Below are 21,905 nucleotides of genomic sequence, written 5' to 3' on the forward strand. Positions count from 1 at the left end.
GAGACGCCCGTGAACAACGGATGTGTCAGAACCGAACGATCCACCATGCCTCTCACCAGCAGAGCATGCCCACCCGCTATCACGCACCAACTCGTTAGACCCCAGATTCCGACCAGCCGCGTCCCGGGGTCGTCCGAGGCGACGCATCCCAGGACCAGCCTGAGCGACGCCTCGGGCCAGGCGGAGAACAGGTCGAGGACATCGAACTCCAGCGTGTCCCCGTCGTCGTTGCGATCACTGACCCTCGCACGCAGCAGGGCGGGCAGGGCCGCCGCACCGCAGGCGCCCGCCAGGACATGGGCAATCCAGTCCCGCGCGAATGAGTCGTCCGCGTCAACGTGAAGGGGCGAGTCGACGCTCAAGTTCTTGTCGCAGGAACGCCGCCGCCGGTGTCCGCAGTCGTTCCACCAGGGGCTCCAACCGGCGGTGTGCTCCGGGCCCGCGCTCGGTGTTCGTGGCAAGCCGCGCGTCCAACTCGCTCAACGCACGGCGCAGTGCCGCGCGCTCCGTCGCCCCGCTCCCTGGCACACCATTCCCCATCATGCCGCTCACCCTACGAGGGTGAGGTGTCACTACCCCAACATCGCGCGCGGCAGCCTACAACCGCCGTAACCTCAGCCGTTAAAGATCTCTATCTTTTCGTATCGAGTGGCCAGACCTCGGATCCCGGAGAAGCGTGACCAGGCAAACCACCGACTCCACCGAGGGTCGGCCGGCGGCCGACCACCAATGTTCGACCGCGAGAAGTACAAGGCCAGGCACAAGGTGGAACGTCGGATCGGCTTGATGAAACAGGCGGCCTGCGGCCAGCCGGGCCGCATCGGCACCGGCGTGACCGCCCGGGCCTGCAGCAGCGAGGCGTCCACCGACTTCATCGTCGGCCGCAGCACCGCCGCGGCGTCCTGGTCGCGATGTCGACCAGACCGGTCATCTCGACCCGGTCCACCACCCCGTTCTCCAGCCGGACCATCACATCGAACGACGTGGAGTCGATCTCCATCAAGTCGCCCGGCCGACAGACCACCACGTCCTCGAAGACGCGGTCGGGTTGGTTGGCCAGCGTGCGTCGGGTCCGGGCCAACCCAGTCGTGTGGCGCCCGGCGTCCAACCGGTCGAATAGGTGGTTGAATGTGGCGCGCGAGGGCATCACGACCAGCGGGGCGTCCAGCCTGGCAACCGCTTACCCGACCTTCTCGAAGTAGTAGCTGACAGTGTGCGTCGACCGGTCGGCGGCTTCGCCCATCAGCTGCCCAGCACTCCCACCACCCGCGGGTCGACCTGCCTCGCCGCCTGCCGGCGCGGAGCCGCGAGCACCCCTTGCTGCTGGTAACGGCGTCGACGCCAGCGAACCGTGTGCGGACTGATCCGACGACCCGTCTCTGCGCTCAGTTCGACGGCCTTCGCCGCCTCGCGCTGCGTGAGCGTCTGCGTCGCCGGGTCGAACTCGGCCTTCGGAACGGCCCCGGCCTGGGCATCCGGCGGCAGGCCGATCAGCACCTCAGCCATGTGGCGGTGCCACCACAGGGTCCTCTCGGCTTGCTCCGCAGCCACCCCGTCCAGCAAACCGGCGGGCAAACCAGGCGCTGGCCCACCGGAGCCGGCCACCTCGAAGCCCTCCAAGGTCATCAGCCTGGGAAGGTGCATCGCGCTGATCCGGCCCAGTTGGTCGACCAGCCGGACGAGAACCCCGGACAGGCCGACGACGGTGTGCAGTTGGCCGTCGAACCGGACCCGGTCACCCGGCCGCGCCAACGCCTGACGCCTCAGCGCACTCACGCTGACCACACGATCGTGCCGCGCCGGAACGGGCTGTCCACGTCGATGCGCAACCGGTGGCGCCAGAGCAGGTGGTAGAGCCCAAGCAGCACTGCCAGACGGTCGCCGACCTACTCGGCCCCGGCGAACGACCCGTCGGGGCCCTGAACACCTCCAGAAGCCGGGATGCGGCCGGCTCCAGCAGGTCGCGCGGATGCCGGTAGCCCGCCAGCCACTTCACGTTCGCGAACAGCACGGAGTCGATCCCACCGACCCTGCGGAAATGCCAGCCGGCCAGCTCGCAGGCCCGCGCAGTCGCCGCGAACGCCTCCGCGTCGGCCGACTCGATCGGGCCGTCTGGGCGGACATCCACCACAACGGCGCCGCCGTCTGCGAGGTGCTTGTTTGGCTAGGACGTGACCTTGCAGGAGGGCAGGCTCGTGGAAGCGGAGCCGTTGGCTTCGTGCATCTCGACGTACATGTAGTACGTGTGGTTTTCCGGCAGGTCGCCGGTGGCCCAACCGGAGTAGGTGCCCTTCCCCTGTGTGCTGGCGGTTCGCCCGAGGCCTCCGGTGCCGAGGTGGGCAACTACGTAGTAGCCGTCGCTGCGGGGGTCCACAGCTTCCATCTTGTCCCCGTTCGCAACGAACTCAGCAAGGCCGACGTAGTGGTTGTCCTGGTCGTAGACAACGCTCTCGTAATCTCCGGCGATCGGCAATTCGCACTTCTGATGGAAGACCGTCACCGCAGCAGTCCCAGCGCTCGCGCTGCCAGACCCCGTTGCCAGACCCGCCGAGGCCAACACGAACGCTGCCCCGCAAAGAACTGCACGCCGCATCCTGTATGCCATGGTGTCTCCCCCTGTTGCCGGTGACCCGACCTCCCAAGGACGGGCATCTCCCGGTTTGAACCTGAATGGTGTCCCTGGGCAACGATCCTATATTGCGGTATCGCGCGAAGTTGATATTGGTATCAGCCATCCCGGCGTTCTGGTGTCTCAAAACAGGCAGGTACTGACGCAACCCTCTCAGGGATGCGATATCGGTGCCGAGCGGCGGAATTCAGTGAGTGAAGACCGGCTCGGGCGACGGCAGCCACTCCCCGCCTGATCAGCCCGTAGACCCACGAGTCGGAGACATCGCCGTTGGCGACGCAGTCCTCGCGCAACGTCCCCTCACGCACGAAGCCGAGCTTCTCCAGCACGCGGGCAGAAGCCACATTGCGCGTATCAGCCTCGGCTTGGACACGATTCAGGTCCAACGTGTCGAACGCCCACCCCAGCAGAGCGCGCGCCTCCTCCGTCGCGTAACCGTGACCCCACGCTGCATCGTCGTAGCAGTAGCCGAGTGACACGCTGCGGTACTCCGGGTTCCACCTGTTCAGGGTGCACCAGCCTATGAACGCCCCGTCGGAGACACGATCCACGACTACTGACGTTGTCGGCGTGGTGTCGTCGTGGTGAGGCAGGTTTCGGCGAGGCATCCGTCGATGAGGTTGCTGCGGTATTGGATCTGGCGGAGACCGTGTCGGAGCGTGCTGATGAGGTCGTCTGGGTCGGTGAAGGCGGGTGTTGACCTGGCTGCTGCGGCGCAGGAGTGACCAGATGCCCTCGACGGGGTTGAGGTCCGGTGCGTAGGCCGGGAGGAAGTAGCAGGTGATCCAGTCGTGGATGTCGATGAACTCCCGCAGTCGGCGGTCTTTGTGGACGTTGAGGTTGTCCCACACGAGCACAATGGGTGCGCCGAGCTGCCGGTGGGCGGCGATGAGCAGGTCGCGATAGTCGGTCCAGGTGAAACTGCGCCTGCCGCCCCGCTTGTGATCGACGTGTCGTTTGGGCCGGTAGATCAGCCGCGAGCGTTCACCCTGCTTGTAGCAGGCCGGAGCAGCGAGGGAGAAGCGGCGCTGGGAGCGCCCTCGCACCCGGATGACGGGCGTGTGTCCGCGCCGGGCCCAGGTCCGTGCGGTGGGCGGCGTCATCGAGAAGCCGGCCTCGTCTTCGAAGCTCAGCCAGGCATCGAGCGCCGCCACGGACCTTCCACCTGCGGCCAGGTCTCCTTCACCCAGCCCGCCACGGCCTCCTCGTCACGCTCGATCGCTCGCCGGACCGGCACCTGGTGGCTGAAGCCATGCCGGTGCAGCATCCGCGCGATCGCCGACAGTGTCATGCTCTTGTGGAACCGGCGCCCGATCAGCGTTCTGATCCGCGCCAGTGTCCACGTCTGGTCCGGCCGGCCATGTGCGACCGGTCCCTTCGCCAGCTCCTGCTCGAGCACGGCGAACAGGGCCTCACTCAGCTTGGGCCGTGACACGGGCCCGGCAGACCGCAGCCACTCGGAGCCGGTGTCGTGCCAGGACCGGCGCCAGCGCTGCACCGAGCGCACACTCACCCGTAAGTCGTTGGCGACCTGGACGTTGGACGCACCCGCAGCGAATCGCTCCGCGGCTCCAGCCGGATCCGCTCGCGAAACGCCTGCCGTTCAGGCGTCAGCCCACCACCCTGCGGATATCTCACACAACCGGCATACCGCGACGATCACACCTCGCCAGCCCCCAACGACATGACGCCGCGAAGGTCAGTAGACGCGCGCGCTCCTCGATGCGAACTATGGGCACCGTAGTTGCTGACGTCTCCCGGGCATGCCTGGCGGGTACTTAGGGGCGGTAGTGGTCGCGACGGTGGCTGTACTGCGCTGCTGTACAGCCACCCCGGACGACGGCCCCTGCGCGAGCATGCCGCCAACCTGCGGCCAGGAATTACGGCCCCTTCGTCGAACCGGATGCACTGCTGGGAAGCTCATCATCATGGTTGTCGGCTATGAGTTCGGCGAGGGTGAAGTGAGCCTCGTAGTTCGACCACCGGCTTTCGACGCGCACGACGTAGCTGCGATCGGACACGCGGAAGACCCGTCTTCTCTCACGGCGGCGCCCTGCTTCGGTGAGGGCCCCTGCAACGGTGTCGATCTTCCGCAGCATCTCGGCAAGGGCTTGGGCTTCGGTCCCTTCCAGTTCCTTGATGATGTTGTACCGGAAGGCTTCCGCCTCACCGTCAGCCTTCACAATGGCCCATCGGGGCATGGTGTTCTCCAGTCCGTCAGACGACATGACCCGCGAAGTCACGTAGCCCTGTCGCGCAGTGGGCCCGAATCCGGCTTCGGGCCCGATGATCTTGGCGCGGGGAGAGTATCGAACAGGGAATGGCTGGATACCTGTCTTCTGGATCTTTACAGGGTGCGGTCCTCAACCCGCATGCTCTGCCAACCCCCTGCGAACAGGCTGGTGGGGCGTCGGGGAAGTCCAGGCGGCGGTGTGCGCAGTGCCGGGAGGCGCCGCCCGTAGATGCCAGCCTGACCGAAGCTTCCTGGTGACAGTTGCCGGACCTGTGTCGTCGGCGTTCTTCGTCGCCCGCCACTCCGCGTTCAAGAGCTCCTTCTACGGGCTCTACTTCGCCGGCTCGCGCCTCGCTGGGCAGAGTTTCGCCCTCGCCGACGACCCGGTGACGTACTACAGGATCAAGGCGAACGCGACGACCAGGGCGTTTGAGGCGGCATGGCCGAACGGTCCGCTCGCAGCGGCGATGTCGGCCCTGATCGCCGGTGACGTCTACAAGGACCTGGCCGAGGTACGCAACGTCCTGGCCCACCGGATCGCGCCAGGGTTCGAGCACAGGCTGACGCTCGGGGCGGTGGAAAAGGAGTACGAACTCGCGTGGAGGGGACAGTCCCTCGCGACACTGATCCCCACGACGCTGCACACCGCGGAGGAAGCGCTCGCCTCCCTCTGGCAGGCGGCAGCCGACTTTTTCGCGCCACAGCCCGCCTGAGGCGTCGGACGCGCCACGCCTGGAGCTGGGTTCGGTACGGCGCCGGTATGTCGCCTGATGTCTCAGTTCGGAACCGAAAATGGCGATCATCCGCCCGCTGCTCAGCGGGCTGGCGACCATACGTCGCATGACACGATCACGGACCCGCCGGCCAGCCGCCGTCTATGCCGTCCTGCAGGCCGTGACCGTGATGCTGGCGCTGTGGCTGTCCAAGCACTTCCAGGTGGCGCGGCTGGGCGCCACGCTCGTCGCCCTGGCCCCCACCCTGCCGGGCGCCTACCTGGCCTGGGCCGCCTACCGTGACGACCGCCGCGAGGCTGCGGCGGACACCGACGCGAAGGTGAAAACGCTGGCCGCCGTTGTGGCCGCGGCCGAGACCCGGCAGCGTGCCCAGCTGATCGGACCCGGCGCCCATCGCATCGACGTCGCCTTCCACCAGCGCACCGAGCCCGCCAACAACGCGACCGGCGCAGCGGCCCACGGCCGCCTCACCGACATCGTGTCCTATTACCAGAACCTGCGCCCCGCCCGCCTGGTCATCACCGGTGAACCGGGCGCGGGCAAGACCCTGTTCGCCCTGGACCTCATCCTCGGACTGCTGACCCACCCCGGCCGCACCGACACCGACCCCGTCCCGGTCCGCTTCTCCCTGGCCGGCTGGAACACCGAGCAACCTCTTCAGGGATGGCTCGCCGACCAGGTCCATCAGCAGTTCCGGGACCAGGGCATCGCCCTCGCCGACGCCACCACGCTGGTGGACGGATACCGCGTCCTGCCGGTCCTGGACGGCCTGGACGAGATGGACACCGACGCCACTCCGGCCGGCCGCCGCCGTGCCGCGCGCGCCCTGGAGCAAGTCAACGCCTACCAGGACCCCACCGGCATCGCCCCGGTCGTCCTCACGTGCCGCACCACCCAGTACGAGGACCTGGCCGGCCTGGACCTGCGGATGCGTGAGGCCGCCCGCATCCAACTCGACGACGTCCGCCCCGGCCAGGCCACCGCGTACCTCACCGCCCGCAGCACCAGCCCGGCCCGCTGGCAGCCGGTCATCGACACGTTCACGACCGCACCCGCCGGCACACTGGCCCGCTCCCTCGCCACCCCCTGGCGCCTCAACCTGGCCGCCACCGCCTACGAAGAACGCCACCCTGACACCCTGGCCTACCTCCGCGAACCGGACCACCTGCTCACCCTGGCCTCCCCCAGTGCGGTCCGCGACCACCTCCTCGCCCGCTACCTCACCGCGGCCGCCCACCAGCACCCCACCCGCCCCAACCGGTACCGCCCCGACCAGACCCACCGCTGGCTCGCCGCGCTCGCCGCCCACCTCGCCACCACCGCACCGGCATCCACCGCCAGCAGCACCGACATCGTCCTCCACCAGCTGTGGCCCATGGCCGGCCCCCGCCGCGTCCGCACCGCCGACACCCTGCTCACCGCCCTCCTCACGCTCACCCTCACCACCCTGGCCCTGTCCCAGGTCTCCATCGGTTCCTCACCTGGCCAACTGGGCGGCGCCTCAACGGTTGTGTTGCTCGTCCTGGGAACTGTCTGGCGAGCCAGTCGTCCTCGCGTCCCAGAACCTCTAACGTTCCAGTTCCAGCGACTGCGCAGCCCAACCCACCGCCGCCAGCTCGCCCGGGATGGCGCACTCGCGTTCACGGTTGTGTTCGGGTTCGCGTTCGGGTTCGGGGTCGGGTTCGCAGGCGGGACTGCAAACGTGCTCGTGATCGGGCTCGTGATCGGGCTCGGAGCCGGGCTCATGCCCGGGCTCATCGAATTCCTCGAAGATGCTTCGCCGACGGACCCGCGTCATCCGGTGCGCGACGATCTCGCCTTCGGGCTCTCGATCGTCTTCGTGATCGGGCTCGCAGGCGGGCTCGGACTCGGGCTCCCAGGCGTGCTCTCGTTTGGGTTCGGAGTCGGGCTCGCGGGCGGGCTCGCGTTCGGGCTGTACTGGCTCGCTGGGGCTGGCCGCCGCTACCTGGTCTTCCTGTGCTGTGTCCGGGGCCGACTGCCCTGGCGTCTCGGCACCTTCCTGAACTGGGCCTACGAAACAGGACTCCTGCGGATCTCCGGCGTCGCCTACCAGTTCCGCCACCGAGAACTCCAGGACTGGCTCACCGCACACCCCACTCCCTGACAACCGCCCCCACCGGCTGCCTGTACACGTACCCCCGCAACGGCCATCCCGGAGCCCCGGACACCACACCGTCAACGATGCCGAACTCGTGGTAGAGGTCTGCGCCGACGTCGCCCGCCATCCCGGCGCAGAAACTTCGAGGACCAGTCGGCAGCCTGTGTACAACGCACGGGGTGCGAGCAGGACCTTCCCGTCCTCAACCGGCCGGGGACACCACCCTGTTCCGGGCTGCTTCCAGTACAGAGAGCCAGGAGGCGACGTCCGGCTTGCGTCGCAGGAGAGCTCTGCGATCCCGCTCGGTCATACCTCCCCACACCCCGAACTCGACACGCTCATCCAGCGCTTCGGCAAGACACTCAACGCGCACCGGACACCCCGCACAGACCACCTTGGCCTGCCGCTGACGTGCACTGTCCGCGAACAAGCCGTCCGCATCGGAACTGCCGCACGCGGCCCTCTCCAGCCACTCGGACCTCGCACTCATCACAACTTCCCCCTCAACAGGCCATCCCACCCCACGGCTCCGAAGAAATGCCGACCCAGCGCATCTCCCGGCTGCATGGACCTCGACACCCCACGCTTTCCCCGAAACAGCCAGGTCACCGCATGTCCAGTGAACGAGGCATGCCTGTGGCCCTTGAAGCCTCGGCCTCTGTGTCGCCGTCCGTGCGGAGAGGCGCAGGAGTCAGCAGCGGGCCCGCCTCAGCGTCACGAGTCGCCCTGGTGTGCCGATCAGACCGAGCGCAACCTGAGCTGCAACGGAAGCCCCCTGCAACGGCAGGGTGGCGACTAGGGTCTGTTTCAGAAGTAGATCAAGCGGCGAGTATGGAGTCACCTGAACCGTAAGCTGCACTCGCATGAAGGACCTTGGTAGTCAAATCGCATACTGGGACGGTGTCGGCGCCACGAAGACGTTCACCCATCCGGTGAATCTCAGCTGGCTGGCGGGGGTGCGTGCGAACGCTCGGGTCCTGGACTACGGCTGCGGATACGGCCGTGTCATGGCGGAGCTGAGCGAGCGCGGGTTCTCTGATGTGTCCGGGGTGGACCTGTCTCCAACGCTGGTCGAGCGGGGCCGCCAGTTGCGTCCCGACCTGCGCTTCGAAGTCCTGGAGTCTCCTCCGGACCTGACGTACGCGTCAGCGAGCTTCGATGTCGTCCTGCTGTTCGCGGTGCTGACATGCGTCCCGGAAGCGACGGCTCAGCGGGCTCTGATTGCTGAACTGTGCCGTGTCCTGGCGCCCGGCGGGCTGCTCTACGTCAGCGACTTGGTCCTGCAGGCCGACGAACGAAATCACAGCCGTTACGCCGCCCATGCCCAGCAGTTCGGCACAACGCACGGGGTCTTCACCACGGACGACGGTGCGGTGTGCCGGCACCACGACATCGCAGAGCTGCGCGCCCTGCTGTCGGACTTCGACTTGGTGGACGAGCACCGGATCGAGGTCGCCACGATGAACGGACATCGTTCCCAGGCGGTGCAGTTGCTGGGCTGCAAGCGGTAAGGATCACAGCCACTCATTGATGACCGCGATGGTGACGGTGGCCTCGTAGCGGACAGCGAGCTTGTCATACCTCGTGGCCACCGCTCTGTGGCGCTTGAGGCGGTCGATCCCGCACTCGACCGCGTGGCGCTCGCGGTAGTTGGCCTTGTCGAACTTCGGCGAACGGCCGCCGCGGGTGCCCAGTTTCTTGCGGTTGCGGATCAATCGCCACGCCGACGACCGACGCCTACGCGCCGTCGTCGACAGGGCGAACGTTGCCTGATGCGGCGCTGGGTTGGCGCGGGCGTACTCTTGATCACCATCCTGAGGGGGTCTACGTGGCAGCGACGGGGATACAGAGGGCTGGCCGAGCCGGTGGCGCACTGATGCTGGTGTCTGCGACCATCCTCCTGACAGGTTGCGGCGACGGCCGCGGCAATCCGCCCTCGAGGCCGAAGGCGGGGCCCGTGATCCGCACCTGTGTGACCTCGTCGGGCGGTCTGCGGGCTGACCTGAACGGTGACGGTACGGCCGACGAGGTCTCGCCCGCCTCCGCCTCCCGCGCCGGTACCGACTCCGGGCTCCGCATCACCTTCGGCGCGACTCACGGACCCGACACCTCGGTGACTCCCGAGCAACTGGTCGGCGACCGGGGTGACCACCCGGTGACCGTGTCGGCGGCGGTAGCGGACTTCGACCGGGACGGCTGGCTGGACCTGTTCATCGCCGCCACCGGGAAGACATGGGGCGACGACCCTATAGATCCAGCCGTCTCCGAACTGCGCCTCGGCCCGTTCTCGGCCCACGGACGTGGACAGAGCGACCATCACGTCGACCTGAGCGAACCGCGCGCCGCAGGCGTCGCCGACTACAACCACGACCGGTACCCGGATCTCGCCGCCTACGTGTACGACGGGGACGGGCAGCATTCCGTGAGGGCCCGCCTCGGTGGTCCGAAGGGCCTCGAAGGCAAGCCGACCGCCTCCGACCTGCCGTACACGAGCGGGGCCCAGCAAGGCGATGTGCCCACCCCGGACTCCATGCCGGCCCCCAGCCTGCGGACGTTCTACCCGTCGTGCGAGGACAAAGGCAAAGGCTGACGGCGACGCGTGTGGCCCCGCACCCGGCCGACGATCTCTCCATCGAACCCGGGGCGGTTCACTCTGGCCCTCACGGACAGTTCTGGCCAGGCGCGGGAGCGGAGCAGCACCGGCAGTCTGTCGCACGGGAAAACAGATGCGCCGTTCGTGGCTCCAGGCAAACCCGCCTCCAAGCGCTGGAAGACCGCTCCTCTCGAGAACTGCGGCGCGAGCTGATCTTCAGGCGTCCACCCGAACTGAACGGCTCCCACCAGCTCGAGACGCCCGGCACCCGCGACGTCTCCCGGCAGGCCAGCACCCTTCTTGCCAGGCTGAGCACCCAGACCCTCGACGATCTGCATGACGGTGCCGCGAGTTGCTGGACCGTACAGAGAAGCGGGCACGCGAGCTGGCCTGATACGGCAGGCAGCCCCACCCCCGCTTCGGGCGCGCGACTCTGTTCGTTGAAGGTTCACATTTCGTCACGGTTTCATCACTACACCTCCACAGCTCTTACAAAATTCTCACCTGCACCGTTACGTTCATCCCTCACGGATCTTCCCTGGGGGGACACATGTCGCAGGATCAGCCGCCGCCGTCCGGGCCCGCCTGGGGCCAGGTACCGCCGCCGCCTTCGATGCCGCCGCAGCCGGCCAGCGGCCCGAAGTGGGCGCGGAAGCGGATCGTCATCCCGGCCGCCCTGGTCATCCTGTTCATCGGGGTCGGTATCGGCTCCTCCGGCAACGACCAGAAGAACACCGCGTCTTCGAAGCCGGCGCCGCGCGTCACCGTCACCGCGACCGCCGCAGGCGGCAAGGCCACCAGCACCCCGGCGTCAGGCGTCACCACGTCAGCGTCAAAGGACGACAAGGCCCCTGCGGCCGGGCGTAAGGCGGTGCCCACCTTCGTTGGCATGGGACTGCAGTCCGCGCAGGATGCGGCGCAGGAGCAGGGCTTCTACTCGCTGAGGTCGCACGACTCGCTCGGCCGGGACCGTATGCAGATCCTCGACCGCGACTGGAAGGTCTGCTCGCAGAACGTGAAGGCCGGCGCGGCGGCCGGCACCGGCACGACACTGGACTTCGGTTCGGTGAAGCTCACCGAGACATGCCCGTCGAGGGACGTGACGGCGCCGTCCACAGCGGGCGGGAAGATTCCGGACTTCACGGGGAAGTCCGTGAAGGCGGCGCGGGCCGCGCTCGACCCGGGCACGTCCTTCACGGTCAAGGACGCTTCCGACGCGAGGCGTTGGATCCTGGTCGAGAGCAACTGGAAGGTGTGCACGCAGTCGCCGGCCGCCGGTACTGCTCTCAAGGGGCAGCCTGTGACGCTCGGCGCTGTCAAGTTCGAGGAGACCTGCCCGTAACGGCGAGCCACATCTCAAGCCTAACCCCGGAGGGAATCACGCGCGTTCGCACGACTGCGGCTACGGCCGCCCTGCTTCTGGCCGCTCTGACCGCATGCGGCGGGGGTGGCGGCGACAGTCAGGCTGGAGGGGCCACCAAGGCTGTCTCGTCGAAGCCTGCCAAGAAGAGCAACGTTGACTGCGCTGACGAGAATCTGAGCCAGGCCGACTGGATCGACTACTGCTCGAAGGATGGTCAGGCGTCGGAACCGTCCGTCGTCGGTGCTGCCGACGGTCGCGGTGTAGCCGAAGCGGGCGCGGGTCTCGACCGTGATGCCACCGGTGGCGGCGGCCTGGCGGCGCCTGCGCCTGCGCCTGCGCCTGCGCAACAGCAACCGCATTCTGGCGCAGAGCATTTGTTCTTCAGCTCCTGTATCCCTGGGCGAGAGGGTTCGCTGGTCCCTTCTGCGTAACCCTGAGCTGTGGAAATTCGCTGGTCGAAACCGGGCCCGTAAGGGATGCTGCACGCGTGATCGAGCGAGAAGCCGCCGTTCGGGCAGTCGAGGAGCAGCTGGAGCGCGACTATCAGCAGTGGCGGGCTGTGAGCGCGGACGCGGTGAGGATGGCTGTGGTCCGTGTCGAGGAGCACGAGCTGGTGTGGATCGTCTCCTGGCAGTCCGAGGACTTCGTACGCACCCGGAACTCGAAGTACGCGCTGATTGGCAATGGGCCGTATCTGGTCGACCGCGTCGACGGGGGACTGCACCAGATCGGCGTCGTCTCCGCGAGAACCGGGGAGTGGGAGGCCGACTACCGGACTCGGATACGCGGGCAGCCAGTGCGCACTGCCGTGGACGATCTACACGATGCGCTCCGCGGGATCGCCGCTACGCGCGGACGGATGCACGCTGTGCTGACACTGCGCCAGAGGCTGCCTGTGCTCTCGCCCGCCGAAGCCCTCGAGTACGTGACCGCATTGCTGGAGGGTGATGCACCCGCCCGCCTCGTGGCCGTCGCCACCAGGAAGCTCGTGGTCCCTCTCAACCCGGTACTTGCGGTGGAGACCATTCCGAGTGGAGGGGTGATCCGAGCCGGTCAGAGACCCGGGGAATGACTGGAAAGCCAGTCGCCATGCCGATCGCGCATCCGGTCTCGTTCCTCGGACGTGGCGAGAAAGATGTCGGGGCCACCGTCGTAGGGGTGGTGGATGCGCTGCATGCGGGTGTCAGTGATGAGAAGCCCCGCCACCTGTCGTCGCGGATTTTCGGAGCAAGTCGTCGATGCAGCCGCGGCGCCATGGTCGGCGAGTGGCGAAAAGGTGGCAGTACGTGCGGAACTCACGGTCGGGATTGAGGCGGGCTGGCGCAGTCCGACACCGTCTTGTGGGCCGGCCTCGCGTTGTCGTGGCACGGGAGAACCGGGCTGCTGCCGATTGTCGGGAGGCGGGCCGGTCACGCGGCGAGCCGGTGTCCGGTCGGGGCCGGGACCATGACGGTGTCGAGGCTGGGCGCGATGCCCATTTCGCAGGGATCACAGTGGCCCTGGGTGAGCAGCGGTACTGGCGCAACAGCCGCGTCAGCACCCTGCCCGACTACAGCGTCCGCACCAGCCGGACCGGGATTCTCGCCACATCGGGGCCGGCCACCGGCGCACCGCCCGGCCAGCGGTCGGCCGCTTTACGCGATGGGTCTGATCAGGCGGCGAGTAGTTTGTGCAGGCGCTCGGCCGGGGTTTCCCAGCCGAGCGTCTTGCGCGGGCGGTTGTTGAGTTCGGCAGACCCGGCCGTCCCCACGAACGATCTCCTGCACCCGTAACTCACCCACCACCCACCCGCGTGCCGCCCCCTCAGACCAAGGACCGCCCCACCGGCGGCGCCCTCGCTCCCGGGTCCACACCCCTCCCCCACCCCCGCAGACCACTCCAAGCGAACGTCACACACACCCACATGACGGTTGGTAAAATCCGTCACCCTCACACGCCAGAACGCCGGATGGGCAACTTCGCTGCCGAAGTCAGCGAGGACAGGCGTGCCCCTCCGCCCGGTGCCCCATCCACACCGCCACGTCGCACACCCGCAACGCACTCACCGTCTCCGGCACCCCCGCGACCTGGCGCAGCTCCAGCAGTTGGCGGTGCAAAGCAGCGTCGTCCTCACGCAGCGCAGTGTGGAGGGCGAGCCAGAAGGACGACGGCCGGCCGACGGCACAGCGGACGACGCGGTCATAGACCGGGAGCAGCCGCGGGCGCTTGCGGGCCAGAAGCTTGCCCGCGATCACCCATCCGACATCGGGCTGGTCGCGCAGGAGATGCCAGGCATGGTCCGCCGGCGAACCGTCGGCCACGACATCCGCGTCGGCGTCGACCATGTTGATGTCCCTGGGTATGGCGTGCAGCAGACCGGACAGCCGTGTGCCGAGAGGGCCCTCCAGAATGTCCAGCGCGACAGGCGCCGGAACGGTCACCGACAAGGTCTGCACCGCGACCAGGTTCTCCGCCGTGATCCGATCGGCGATCTCCGGCCGGTCTCCCCCACCCGCCAGATGCTCGAACCGGTTGCCTGTGAACGTCGCCTTACTGGGTGGCATGCCGATGCCGAAGTAGCCCCGCAGGTCGCCGACAACGCGCTCGGAACTCAGCAGGACACGCAATCGCTGCCCCAACGGCGACAACGCCTCATCAGAAACACCGGGCGCCGTGGTAGCAGAAGCCATGAGAACTCCGTCTTTCGTCGAGATCGTGAGCGGGTGAGCGGCGCCAGAAGGCCCTGCCCGGTAAGCATGCGGAGACCCGGTCGGTGGGTCGCCCGTGGGCACCGACCATCAGGTGGTGAGGGAACTCCGGCCGGAACACTCTGCTGAGGCTGATCGTCTCGCTCCCGGATCCGCCCACTGTCACGCCCCGCGTGGTCGGCGTGGACGAATATGCCCAGCCCAGGGGAAGGATCTACGGAACTGTGCTTGTCGACATCGAGACACGTCGCCCGATCGACCTCCTTCGAGCCCAGGGCGGCTCGCGCCTCCTCGGCGGAGCAGGCGGTGCGCGACGGGGTCTTTCAGCGGCCCGAACCGTGTACGACCACGACAGTGTCCCTCTGCGTGATGCAGGACATGCGCCGTTCCCGACTCTCGGCGCCCCTGATCGCGCACCGCTACCCGTCGGCCGGTCAGGGATTGGCCAGTCCCAGGGATTGGAAGGCGCCGTCGATTTCCAGATCGATCAGCCGCTGCGCCTCCAGGGACTGGTTGTCGAACATGCCGGTGAGTTCAAGACTCACGATCCCGTGTACCCGCGACCAGATCAGGATGGCGGCGCAGGCGACGGGCGGCGTAACATCCGGGCGCTGCTGGTCCTGGGACCATAGCCGCAACTGCCCGTCCAGTGCTCGGTCACCGCTGGTGGTGCTGGCACGCATGGTGTTCTGGGCGACCACCAACATGTCGATGAGCAGCGCCATCGCCTGATCCAGCGGGGTCCGCGTGGTGACGTCGCTGGGCAAGTCTGCTTCCCGCTCGCCGAACAGCATTCCATAACGCCGCCGGTACCGCAGGGCCCAGTCACGGTATGCGTTGACCAGCAGACTCACCCGCGCGCGTGGCGCCCGCCTGCTGCTTTCCACAGCCTGAATCATCGCCGCCGCGAGCTGCTCGTAGGCCAGCGTTACCAGGTGCGCCGCCAGCGCGTCGCGCGACGGGAAGTAGCGGTAGACCGCCGGGGCGGACATGGCCATGTCCCGAGCTACCGCCGCGACAGACAAGCCATGAATGCCGTCCGCGTCGATGATCGCGAACGAAGCGTCCTCGATCTCCTGGAGCGTCTGGACCCGCAATCGCTCGCGCCTGCCCATGGTCTGCGCTTTGTTAGTCATCATCACATCGTAATGGACCATAGAAACTCTACAGCAACGTTGTTTCGCAACGGCTCGTAACACGTTGATCGGATCCGGGGTCGCATCCGGCTGCCATGCCGGTGATGCGGGCCGTCAGGCATCGTCTCGGCCTCGGCCCGTGGAGCGTCTCGGGTTCGACTCAGGTGGCGGCCCCGGCCTTGATCTGTCCCGCTCCCGCCCGCCGACACCGCTCGCGTCGGTTCACCTCATGATCGGCCGTCATGGGCCGCCTTGCTTTCAGTTACTGATTGACGCAGCATGACGATGACATGCATAGTTACGACCATTAACCGAGTGACGAACAGTCGCAGAAATCATGAGGGGTTGGCCATGTCCGAGATGACCGCAGCCGCCGAAGCAACCGTGACTGCCACCGAAGTGGTGCTGCCGGGCAAGGTCGCGCCGTCCGGCCTGCGACTGGTCCAGCGCACACTGCCAGCCCCCGCCGCAGGCAAGGCTCTGGTGGGCGTCGAGGCGACCGCCGTATCCTTCGCCGAGAGTGCGATGCGCCGTGGCCGCTATTACGGCCAGCCCGCCTTCCCGTTCGTGCCCGGCTATGACCTTGTCGGCATCGTCAAGGCTGTCGGCCCCGGAGTTGACCGTGCACTCCTCGGCCGGCGAGTAGCGGCGCTGACCAAGACCGGCGGCTGGAGCACCGCCGTCCTGCTGACCGCCGCCGACCTGGTGGAGGTGCCCGACGGGATCAGTGCCGACGAGGCGGAGACACTGATCGTCAACGGGCTGACCGCTTATCAGATGATTCACCGCAGCGCGAGGGTACAAGCCGGGCAGACCATCCTCGTGACCGGCGTCAGCGGCGGCGTGGGCACGATCCTGACTCAGCTCGCCCAGCACGTAGGCGCCCGCGTGATCGGCACTGCCCACCCGCGCCATCACGAAGCGCTCCGCGCGCTGGGAGTGAAGCCGATCGACTACAGGGATCCCGATCTGGCCACCCGCGTCCGGAACCTGGCCCCCGCCGGCGTGGACGCCGTGTTCGACCACCTCGGCGGCGCCAGCGTCACCCTCTCGTACGGAATGCTCAACCGCACCGGCACGCTGGTCTCCTACAGCATCGCGGCAGCGCTCGACGACACCAGGCACGTGCTGCTCGACTTCCTGCCACTGCTGGCCAAACTGGCATTCTGGAACTACCTGCCCACGCGCAGGCACGCGAGTTTCTACGACGTCTGGGCGGGCTTCGGCAAGCCGGACTCGGCCAAGCGCGAGGCATTCCGGGCCCGGATGCGCACCGACCTCACACACGTCTTCGACCTGCTGCGCGACGGCCGGCTCACCGCGAAGATCGCCGCCCGATTCCCGCTGAGCGAGGCAGCCGCGGCCATGGAGCTATCGGAATCCTCCGGCCGCACCAACCTCGGCAAAATCATCCTCGCGCCCTGACCTTCGCACCACGGAGCTGCGATGGAGGGCGCTTTACGCGGCTGCTCTGCCGAGGTGGTGCCCAGACCGCTTCAGACCGGAGAGATCTTCGGTAATGCCGTCAGCGAGACGTTCAACAGTGTCCTGACATATCGCCCTTGAAACCTCTTCGCCACGAAGAGTACGACTCGCACCGCCCCTGACGGGCGAAGGGCCTGCGCAGGGCACTGTGCCTCCTGCAACTCAATGGGCCTACCTCATTTCACCGTAAAGAATAGGAAGGGAGATCAGCACGACCATGTCCTCCACCACGACCACCCCGGCTACTTCGCCCCGAGTCATCGCGCATTGGGCCGGCCCCGCGCTCATCGCCGCAGCCCTTGTCAGCCTGGTCGCAGAAGCGATCGTCGCCAGCGCATGGGACCGGCGTCCTTACAGCTATATCGAGGACTACGTCAATTTTCTCGGCAGCCCCTACGCCGGCGAATTCCGCGGCGTCCTCATCTCCTCTCCGCTGTGGTGGTTGATGAGCATCGCCTGGATCGTCGCCGGAACACTCGTCGCCGCCGCGAGCATCGCCCTCAGCCGCCGACTCACCGGCTGGAGACAACAGACGATCCGGTCCCTCGGCGTGGCGCAGGGGATCGCCCTCATCCTGTTCGCGGTGTTCCCGCTCGGCCCCGCGCGCTTCGACGACGGGACCCTTCCGCTCTACCTGCTCGGAGCGTTCCTCTCAATCATCGCCGGGAACGCCCTCGCTATAGTCACCGGCCTCTCCAGCGAATCCCTCGGGCTCCCTCGCTGGCTCTCGATTGTCAGCATCACCCTCGGCGCCACCGGGCTGCTCAACATCCCTCTCACCTACGGATGGGTGCCCACCGGACTGGCCGAACGTATCTCCCTCTACAGCTACCTCCTTTGGGCTGTGATCACCGGCCTCACCCTCATCCGGTCCGCCGCAGGCAAAGCCCACACTCAGCAGTGAGCGCCCCATACGACCGTTCACGAGCAGGGTCGCAGACCGGCGCAGGCTGATGGGACTGTTCCGTCCGCCGGCCGAACCGGCGAGTGAATCCCGGCACCTGCTCGGCGAAAGTCCTGCGCGGACAGGACCGACATCAGGACCTCGTTCTGGGAGAGCACGGACCGCAAGCCATCGAGTTACTCAACGAGCGGGAGTCGACCAAGCATCCGTACTCCGTATCACGAACAGCCGCTCGCACAACGCGACGGCCCCAAGCAGGCGCCCCAGCCCGAGGGGCGGGCAAAGTCAGGACCGCGCGGTCCGGAACGCGAGATACCGGCTGAAGGCTTCATGGCTGTCGGGGGTGAAGGCCCACTCCAGCAGGGCCGAGTGAAGCTCCGACTCGGTCAGCCAGCCATGCCAGGCGACCTCATCAGGATCGGCGACCACCGTGTCCGGCACCACGACTTCGTGCACGCCGAGCCAGTGAGGGCTCAGACCGCTGCGGTTGAGGAACGTGAACAGCAAGCGCGGCAGCACACGAATGCCCAGCTCTTCGGCCAGCTCCCGCGCGGCGGCCTGTTCATAGGACTCACCGACATCCACGGCGCCACCGACCATGACCTCGTAGAGCCCGGGGAAGCGCGACAGACGCTCCGACCGCCGGTGGACGAGGATCTGTCCACGCTCGTCACGACACACCGTCACGGCAACCTGGTGCAGCCAACCCTCCCGGATGGCCTGCCGGCGGCTGACCACCACCCCCAGCACACGATCTTGATCGTCGACACGCTCCACCAGCTCATCCACGACGCACACCCTGGCAGAGCCCACCGACAACGCCCCTTCCCGGCGACCCGCGGAACCGGACCAAGAACATCTGCGCAAGGAAGCCGGACGAGGATGAAGACAGTTGTTCCGCAAATACGACACCTATCGCACTCAGGCTCACGACGACCAGCCGTCCGCGTCCCTCGGTGAAGTGAATCGGCCCCGCCCTTCCCCTGAGAGGAAGCCGCTGGTGAGACACGTTTCTGCCCGGATAACCATGTCGAGGACGACGGTGTCCAGGTCGGCGAGGACAGTGCGCGCCCACACCTCAAGGCCGGCGACCTGCTCGCGGCGGCCGCAGCCGGGTAGACGGGTCCTTCCGTGGTGCTGCGCGGGACCCGGCCTCGGTCCGGCTTTCGCCTCCCTGACGGCCTCCATGGGAGCCAAAGCCCACTACCGACGTGCCGCTCCTGGACACCAGGCGCTCGCCGACCTCGGGCTGAACTGGGCCTAAAAACAGCGGAGTTCGCGCGAGAGGATACCGTGCGCAGCCGCGAACGGGGGCGAAGCAGCTGCGCATGGTCAGGGGCGCCCTGTGCTGTGCAGTGCGTAGCGGGGCACCCATCGGCATCGTGACACGGGCTATGAGGCGGTGCCGCGCTGGGCGTGGCGGCTCCCGGCTGGCCGGGATGCCCGCGGGACGCACCCTTCCCCCCTCAGGTGTAGGAATCCCCTCATACGCCGCCCTGCTGGGATGGAGTTCCATATTGCGCCACATCCCAGCGCCGGAAACCGGAGATTCACATGAAGCACGTCTTACGCCTCGGCATCTGCGCAGCCGCAGTACTCGCCCCCGCCTTTGCCACCGCATCCGGGTCCCAGGCCGTCGCCGCACCCACGGCAGTCAACGCCGACTTCACCTGCCAGAGCCTGGACTTCGTGGACAAGCCGTTCATACCGCCCGTGGCGTTCGGAACCAACTACACCGGTGTCATATCCGGGACGACCTCGCAGACCATCACCGACGGCACGCACACGTACAGCTGTGGCTACTACGAGTTCGCGCGCGCGAGCCTTCTCGTCGGTGTCGATTGCTGGTAACGCCGAAGGCCTGCCGACCCTGGCACACACGTGTCCGCCAGGGCCGATCGCCACAAGCACGGGTGACCGCAGATGCACTCCGCCGAAACCGGGAGAGCGCACCGGACCTGCGGCGACGCGGCGCTGCGCCGGTACACCGAACGCGAGGAGCACGCCCGGGTGCCGTACGAGCACCGCGAAGGCGCCGCCGCAGGGTCCGTCAGCGAGCTGACGGATGCTCATGCAGGATCGAGGCTAGAGCTCGGTGTGCCAGTCCGTTGAGGGAGGGACCTGCGAGGGGTTTCCGATGGCGAACCAGAGGCGTGAAGTCACCTGCGAACTGTTACTTACCGTTCCGGCGTGGGGACCGACATAGTAAGGTCCCGGGTTCCGGCCAGCCCACAGGTCGTCGGCGTAGCGTGAGAGCTGTTCCCAGCTGGTCTCGAGCTCCTGCTGTGTGGCGGGCAACCCTGCGTAGTGGGTATTGGCGTTGGCCATGATGGCCGACATCACCCCGTACACGTCAAAGAAGCGAGCAGCCTCAGAGGTGTACTGGATCATGAGCAGTAGCGAGCGCGCGGTACTGGAGCTGTTATCGCCGTACTGCAGTTGCCACGCGGAATTCCACAGGTCGTTGAAGGATATGGGCATCGCATCTCGACCACGTCCCGCGGCACCTGACAGGCTCCCGTAGTTCCCGCCGAAAGACAGGCTGTGAATTTGCCCCGCCGGTGGGAGAAGGCCCGCATCCGCACTTCGCGAGAGATTATTCATCGTGTCGCGGAGGTCGTAGTCGTTGAACGCGTAGGTGTCGTTGTAGTGGTTGGTGAAACCAACCAGATACATATTGCGAGGCGTGAACCAGAGGCGCAGTGAGTCAGTGGGCGAGAGATTCAGATCCATCCGGATCAGCGTGGCTCCATCACCCGCCGTCTGCGTTACCCCAACGCCGTTCCTCCAATAGTGGCCCGCCGCATTTTGGAAGCTTGTGAGCAGTCCCAGGTACTGGCTCTGCGGGTAGGTACCGGTGCCCGCATTGTCCACGGAGCGGAGATTCATGTAGACGTGCGCGATGCGGCCGCTCGGAGTGTCGGCTTTTGCTGCGCCCGTCCCCGCGAAGAGCGCTGCAGCAGCCGTAATGAGGACTACGAGCATGGCCACGAATTTAGTCGGCCGACTACGGTCGAAAGCTAGAAGTTGTGCTCGGTTGTGAAACATGTGATTCCTGGTCGAAGGGTTTTGGCGCGGGACTGCTCTTAAGCGTATTCCTGTTTCGCCTTTGCTCATAACTGTCCCGTTCGCGTCGACCCTATCACTATCCAAGACGGATAATTATGACCGAATTCCTCCTACCTATTAGATAGAGACTCTCACCCGGGCCGGGGCCCTTGCAGCGCCGTACCGTTTCCAAAAAGGAGACGCTTCCGCAAGCCAGCGGGTGGTTGATTCCTAGTGCGGTCTGTCCCCGCTGGCTTTGCGGAGCCGGCGCAGTTCGGCGCCCAGACGGCGCTTCGTTCAACAGGATCCCGAGCCATGCCGACATCGAACTGGAACTGGGAAGGCACTACCAGCGGCGCTTCCTGAACAGCGGATACTGCCGAAGAAGAGTCACAACCCATCCGGTCCGCCCTGTAGCCCGACCTTGATCGACAACGCGCGCCTCAGGGCGGCCAAGTTGAGCAAGCAGCGCCGCGCGGAACTCGATGCCCTCGGCATGCGCTGGTAGCGCCGCTGACCGGCCGGTCAGCGGTTGTGGCAGGCACTGTCTGTCGGAGCGCGGAGGCCACCGGCCGACGCGCAGCCCCACCCCGTCGGGGCCCTACACCAGACCCGCCCATACGGTCTGACCAGCCGTTTCCATCCCCCCTTGACAGAAGCCCGCGCAACAACAGCGTCCGCACCGGCCAGACCGGAATTCTCGCCATGTCGTGGCCGGCCGCTGGACGCCGCACCGCTTGGCGGGCGACTGGGAGCCGGCTTCCACGACCGCGGGCTTGCCCGGGTGCGAGAAAGCCGTGCGCGGCCTGCGCTCGGGGGTGGTGGCCGCGCAGGGCGTCGGGTGTCCCGGTGCGGTGCGTACCGGGACACCCATCGGCATCGTGATACCGGCCCGCAGTGCATGCGGCGCTGGGTGGGGCGACCGGATGACGGGCGGTCTCGGCCCGGGGGCCGTGCGCAGGCCTCCAGAGCGG

Annotated in this window: 22 protein-coding genes and 3 pseudogenes; 9 read left to right on the forward strand and 16 right to left on the reverse strand. The window is 67.1% G+C overall.

Features of this window, described 5'->3' with window-relative positions; all coding sequences use genetic code 11:
• From ACFVTC_RS42140 to ACFVTC_RS42180, 9 genes and pseudogenes are all read right to left on the reverse strand, one after another.
• Positions 1 to 362, reverse strand: a 362-nt coding sequence (locus ACFVTC_RS42140) for a hypothetical protein (protein ID WP_390135059.1), incomplete at its 3' end; no start/stop codon positions are given.
• Between the two features lie 252 nt (positions 363 to 614).
• A complete protein-coding gene (locus ACFVTC_RS42145) occupies positions 615 to 866 on the reverse strand; it encodes a hypothetical protein (RefSeq protein ID WP_390135061.1) in 252 nt (83 codons plus the stop codon).
• Positions 867 to 871: 5 nt separating this feature from the next.
• Entirely contained in the window at positions 872 to 1,081 is a 210-nt protein-coding gene (locus tag ACFVTC_RS42150; protein ID WP_390135063.1) for a hypothetical protein, read from the reverse strand.
• Between the two features lie 161 nt (positions 1,082 to 1,242).
• Positions 1,243 to 1,776 (reverse strand): hypothetical protein, encoded by a 534-nt coding sequence (locus ACFVTC_RS42155; RefSeq protein ID WP_390135065.1) that lies wholly within the window; start codon positions 1,774 to 1,776, stop codon positions 1,243 to 1,245.
• A 388-nt stretch (positions 1,777 to 2,164) separates the two neighbouring features.
• Positions 2,165 to 2,605: a hypothetical protein gene (locus tag ACFVTC_RS42160; protein ID WP_390135067.1), complete on the reverse strand. Its 441-nt coding sequence runs from the start codon at positions 2,603 to 2,605 to the stop codon at positions 2,165 to 2,167.
• A 211-nt stretch (positions 2,606 to 2,816) separates the two neighbouring features.
• Positions 2,817 to 3,237 (reverse strand): annotated as a pseudogene (locus ACFVTC_RS42165) (GNAT family N-acetyltransferase).
• Positions 3,183 to 3,732: pseudogene (locus ACFVTC_RS42170) on the reverse strand (transposase). The pseudogenes ACFVTC_RS42165 and ACFVTC_RS42170 overlap by 55 nt, the downstream one beginning before the upstream one ends.
• 26 nt (positions 3,733 to 3,758) lie before the next feature.
• On the reverse strand, positions 3,759 to 4,142 hold the full coding sequence (locus ACFVTC_RS42175; RefSeq protein WP_390135068.1) for a winged helix-turn-helix domain-containing protein: 384 nt from the start codon (positions 4,140 to 4,142) through the stop codon (positions 3,759 to 3,761).
• A 367-nt stretch (positions 4,143 to 4,509) separates the two neighbouring features.
• Positions 4,510 to 4,857 carry a hypothetical protein gene (locus tag ACFVTC_RS42180; protein ID WP_390135070.1) on the reverse strand — a complete coding sequence of 116 codons (348 nt, stop codon included), beginning with the start codon at positions 4,855 to 4,857 and terminating at the stop codon, positions 4,510 to 4,512.
• A 277-nt stretch (positions 4,858 to 5,134) separates the two neighbouring features.
• Between ACFVTC_RS42180 and ACFVTC_RS42185 the strand changes: the two genes are divergently transcribed.
• Together ACFVTC_RS42185 and ACFVTC_RS42190 are read left to right on the forward strand one after the other, a co-directional pair.
• Positions 5,135 to 5,575 carry a hypothetical protein gene (locus ACFVTC_RS42185; protein WP_390135071.1) on the forward strand — a complete coding sequence of 147 codons (441 nt, stop codon included), beginning with the start codon at positions 5,135 to 5,137 and terminating at the stop codon, positions 5,573 to 5,575.
• Positions 5,576 to 5,702: 127 nt separating this feature from the next.
• Positions 5,703 to 7,721 (forward strand): NACHT domain-containing protein, encoded by a 2,019-nt coding sequence (locus tag ACFVTC_RS42190; RefSeq protein ID WP_390135073.1) that lies wholly within the window; start codon positions 5,703 to 5,705, stop codon positions 7,719 to 7,721.
• Between the two features lie 196 nt (positions 7,722 to 7,917).
• Here the strand turns inward: ACFVTC_RS42190 and ACFVTC_RS42195 are convergent, their stop codons facing one another.
• A complete protein-coding gene (locus tag ACFVTC_RS42195; protein WP_390135075.1) occupies positions 7,918 to 8,205 on the reverse strand; it encodes a WhiB family transcriptional regulator in 288 nt (95 codons plus the stop codon).
• Positions 8,206 to 8,578: 373 nt separating this feature from the next.
• Between ACFVTC_RS42195 and ACFVTC_RS42200 the strand changes: the two genes are divergently transcribed.
• Complete coding sequence (locus tag ACFVTC_RS42200; protein WP_390135077.1) at positions 8,579 to 9,226, forward strand: class I SAM-dependent methyltransferase; 648 nt, start codon at positions 8,579 to 8,581, stop codon at positions 9,224 to 9,226.
• A gap of 3 nt (positions 9,227 to 9,229) precedes the next feature.
• Here ACFVTC_RS42200 and ACFVTC_RS42205 read toward each other — a convergent pair whose 3' ends face one another.
• A complete protein-coding gene (locus ACFVTC_RS42205) occupies positions 9,230 to 9,430 on the reverse strand; it encodes a hypothetical protein (RefSeq protein WP_390135079.1) in 201 nt (66 codons plus the stop codon).
• Between the two features lie 242 nt (positions 9,431 to 9,672).
• Between ACFVTC_RS42205 and ACFVTC_RS42210 the strand changes: the two genes are divergently transcribed.
• Both ACFVTC_RS42210 and ACFVTC_RS42215 read left to right on the forward strand, forming a co-directional pair.
• Entirely contained in the window at positions 9,673 to 10,305 is a 633-nt protein-coding gene (locus tag ACFVTC_RS42210) for an FG-GAP repeat domain-containing protein (protein ID WP_390135081.1), read from the forward strand.
• A 616-nt stretch (positions 10,306 to 10,921) separates the two neighbouring features.
• Positions 10,922 to 11,650, forward strand: coding sequence for a hypothetical protein (locus ACFVTC_RS42215; RefSeq protein WP_390135098.1), 729 nt, complete (start codon positions 10,922 to 10,924; stop codon positions 11,648 to 11,650).
• 230 nt (positions 11,651 to 11,880) lie between these two features.
• Here the strand turns inward: ACFVTC_RS42215 and ACFVTC_RS42220 are convergent.
• A pseudogene (locus ACFVTC_RS42220) lies at positions 11,881 to 12,003 on the reverse strand (XRE family transcriptional regulator); the annotation flags it as partial.
• Positions 12,004 to 12,158: 155 nt separating this feature from the next.
• Here ACFVTC_RS42220 and ACFVTC_RS42225 point away from each other — a divergent pair.
• Positions 12,159 to 12,743: a YrhB domain-containing protein gene (locus ACFVTC_RS42225; protein ID WP_390135083.1), complete on the forward strand. Its 585-nt coding sequence runs from the start codon at positions 12,159 to 12,161 to the stop codon at positions 12,741 to 12,743.
• Between the two features lie 898 nt (positions 12,744 to 13,641).
• Here the strand turns inward: ACFVTC_RS42225 and ACFVTC_RS42230 are convergent.
• A complete protein-coding gene (locus ACFVTC_RS42230) occupies positions 13,642 to 14,340 on the reverse strand; it encodes a DUF6308 family protein (protein WP_390135085.1) in 699 nt (232 codons plus the stop codon).
• Positions 14,341 to 14,792: 452 nt separating this feature from the next.
• Positions 14,793 to 15,494 (reverse strand): TetR/AcrR family transcriptional regulator, encoded by a 702-nt coding sequence (locus ACFVTC_RS42235; RefSeq protein ID WP_390135087.1) that lies wholly within the window; start codon positions 15,492 to 15,494, stop codon positions 14,793 to 14,795.
• A gap of 360 nt (positions 15,495 to 15,854) precedes the next feature.
• Between ACFVTC_RS42235 and ACFVTC_RS42240 the strand changes: the two genes are divergently transcribed.
• Positions 15,855 to 16,919 (forward strand): medium chain dehydrogenase/reductase family protein, encoded by a 1,065-nt coding sequence (locus tag ACFVTC_RS42240; protein ID WP_390135100.1) that lies wholly within the window; start codon positions 15,855 to 15,857, stop codon positions 16,917 to 16,919.
• Positions 16,920 to 17,196: 277 nt separating this feature from the next.
• Complete coding sequence (locus tag ACFVTC_RS42245) at positions 17,197 to 17,883, forward strand: DUF998 domain-containing protein (RefSeq protein ID WP_390135089.1); 687 nt, start codon at positions 17,197 to 17,199, stop codon at positions 17,881 to 17,883.
• A 285-nt stretch (positions 17,884 to 18,168) separates the two neighbouring features.
• Here ACFVTC_RS42245 and ACFVTC_RS42250 read toward each other — a convergent pair whose 3' ends face one another.
• Complete coding sequence (locus tag ACFVTC_RS42250; protein ID WP_390135091.1) at positions 18,169 to 18,672, reverse strand: NUDIX hydrolase; 504 nt, start codon at positions 18,670 to 18,672, stop codon at positions 18,169 to 18,171.
• A gap of 765 nt (positions 18,673 to 19,437) precedes the next feature.
• Between ACFVTC_RS42250 and ACFVTC_RS42255 the strand changes: the two genes are divergently transcribed.
• Entirely contained in the window at positions 19,438 to 19,734 is a 297-nt protein-coding gene (locus tag ACFVTC_RS42255) for a hypothetical protein (protein WP_390135093.1), read from the forward strand.
• A 234-nt stretch (positions 19,735 to 19,968) separates the two neighbouring features.
• On the opposite strand, the gene ACFVTC_RS42260 is transcribed toward ACFVTC_RS42255, so the two are convergent.
• Positions 19,969 to 20,868 (reverse strand): ribosome-inactivating family protein, encoded by a 900-nt coding sequence (locus tag ACFVTC_RS42260; protein WP_390135096.1) that lies wholly within the window; start codon positions 20,866 to 20,868, stop codon positions 19,969 to 19,971.
• Positions 20,869 to 21,905 lie beyond the last annotated feature (1,037 nt).

Origin of the sequence: Streptomyces sp. NPDC057950 (genome assembly GCF_042887295.1) — a bacterium.
GTDB classification, from domain to species: Bacteria; Actinomycetota; Actinomycetes; order Streptomycetales; family Streptomycetaceae; genus Streptomyces; species Streptomyces kaempferi.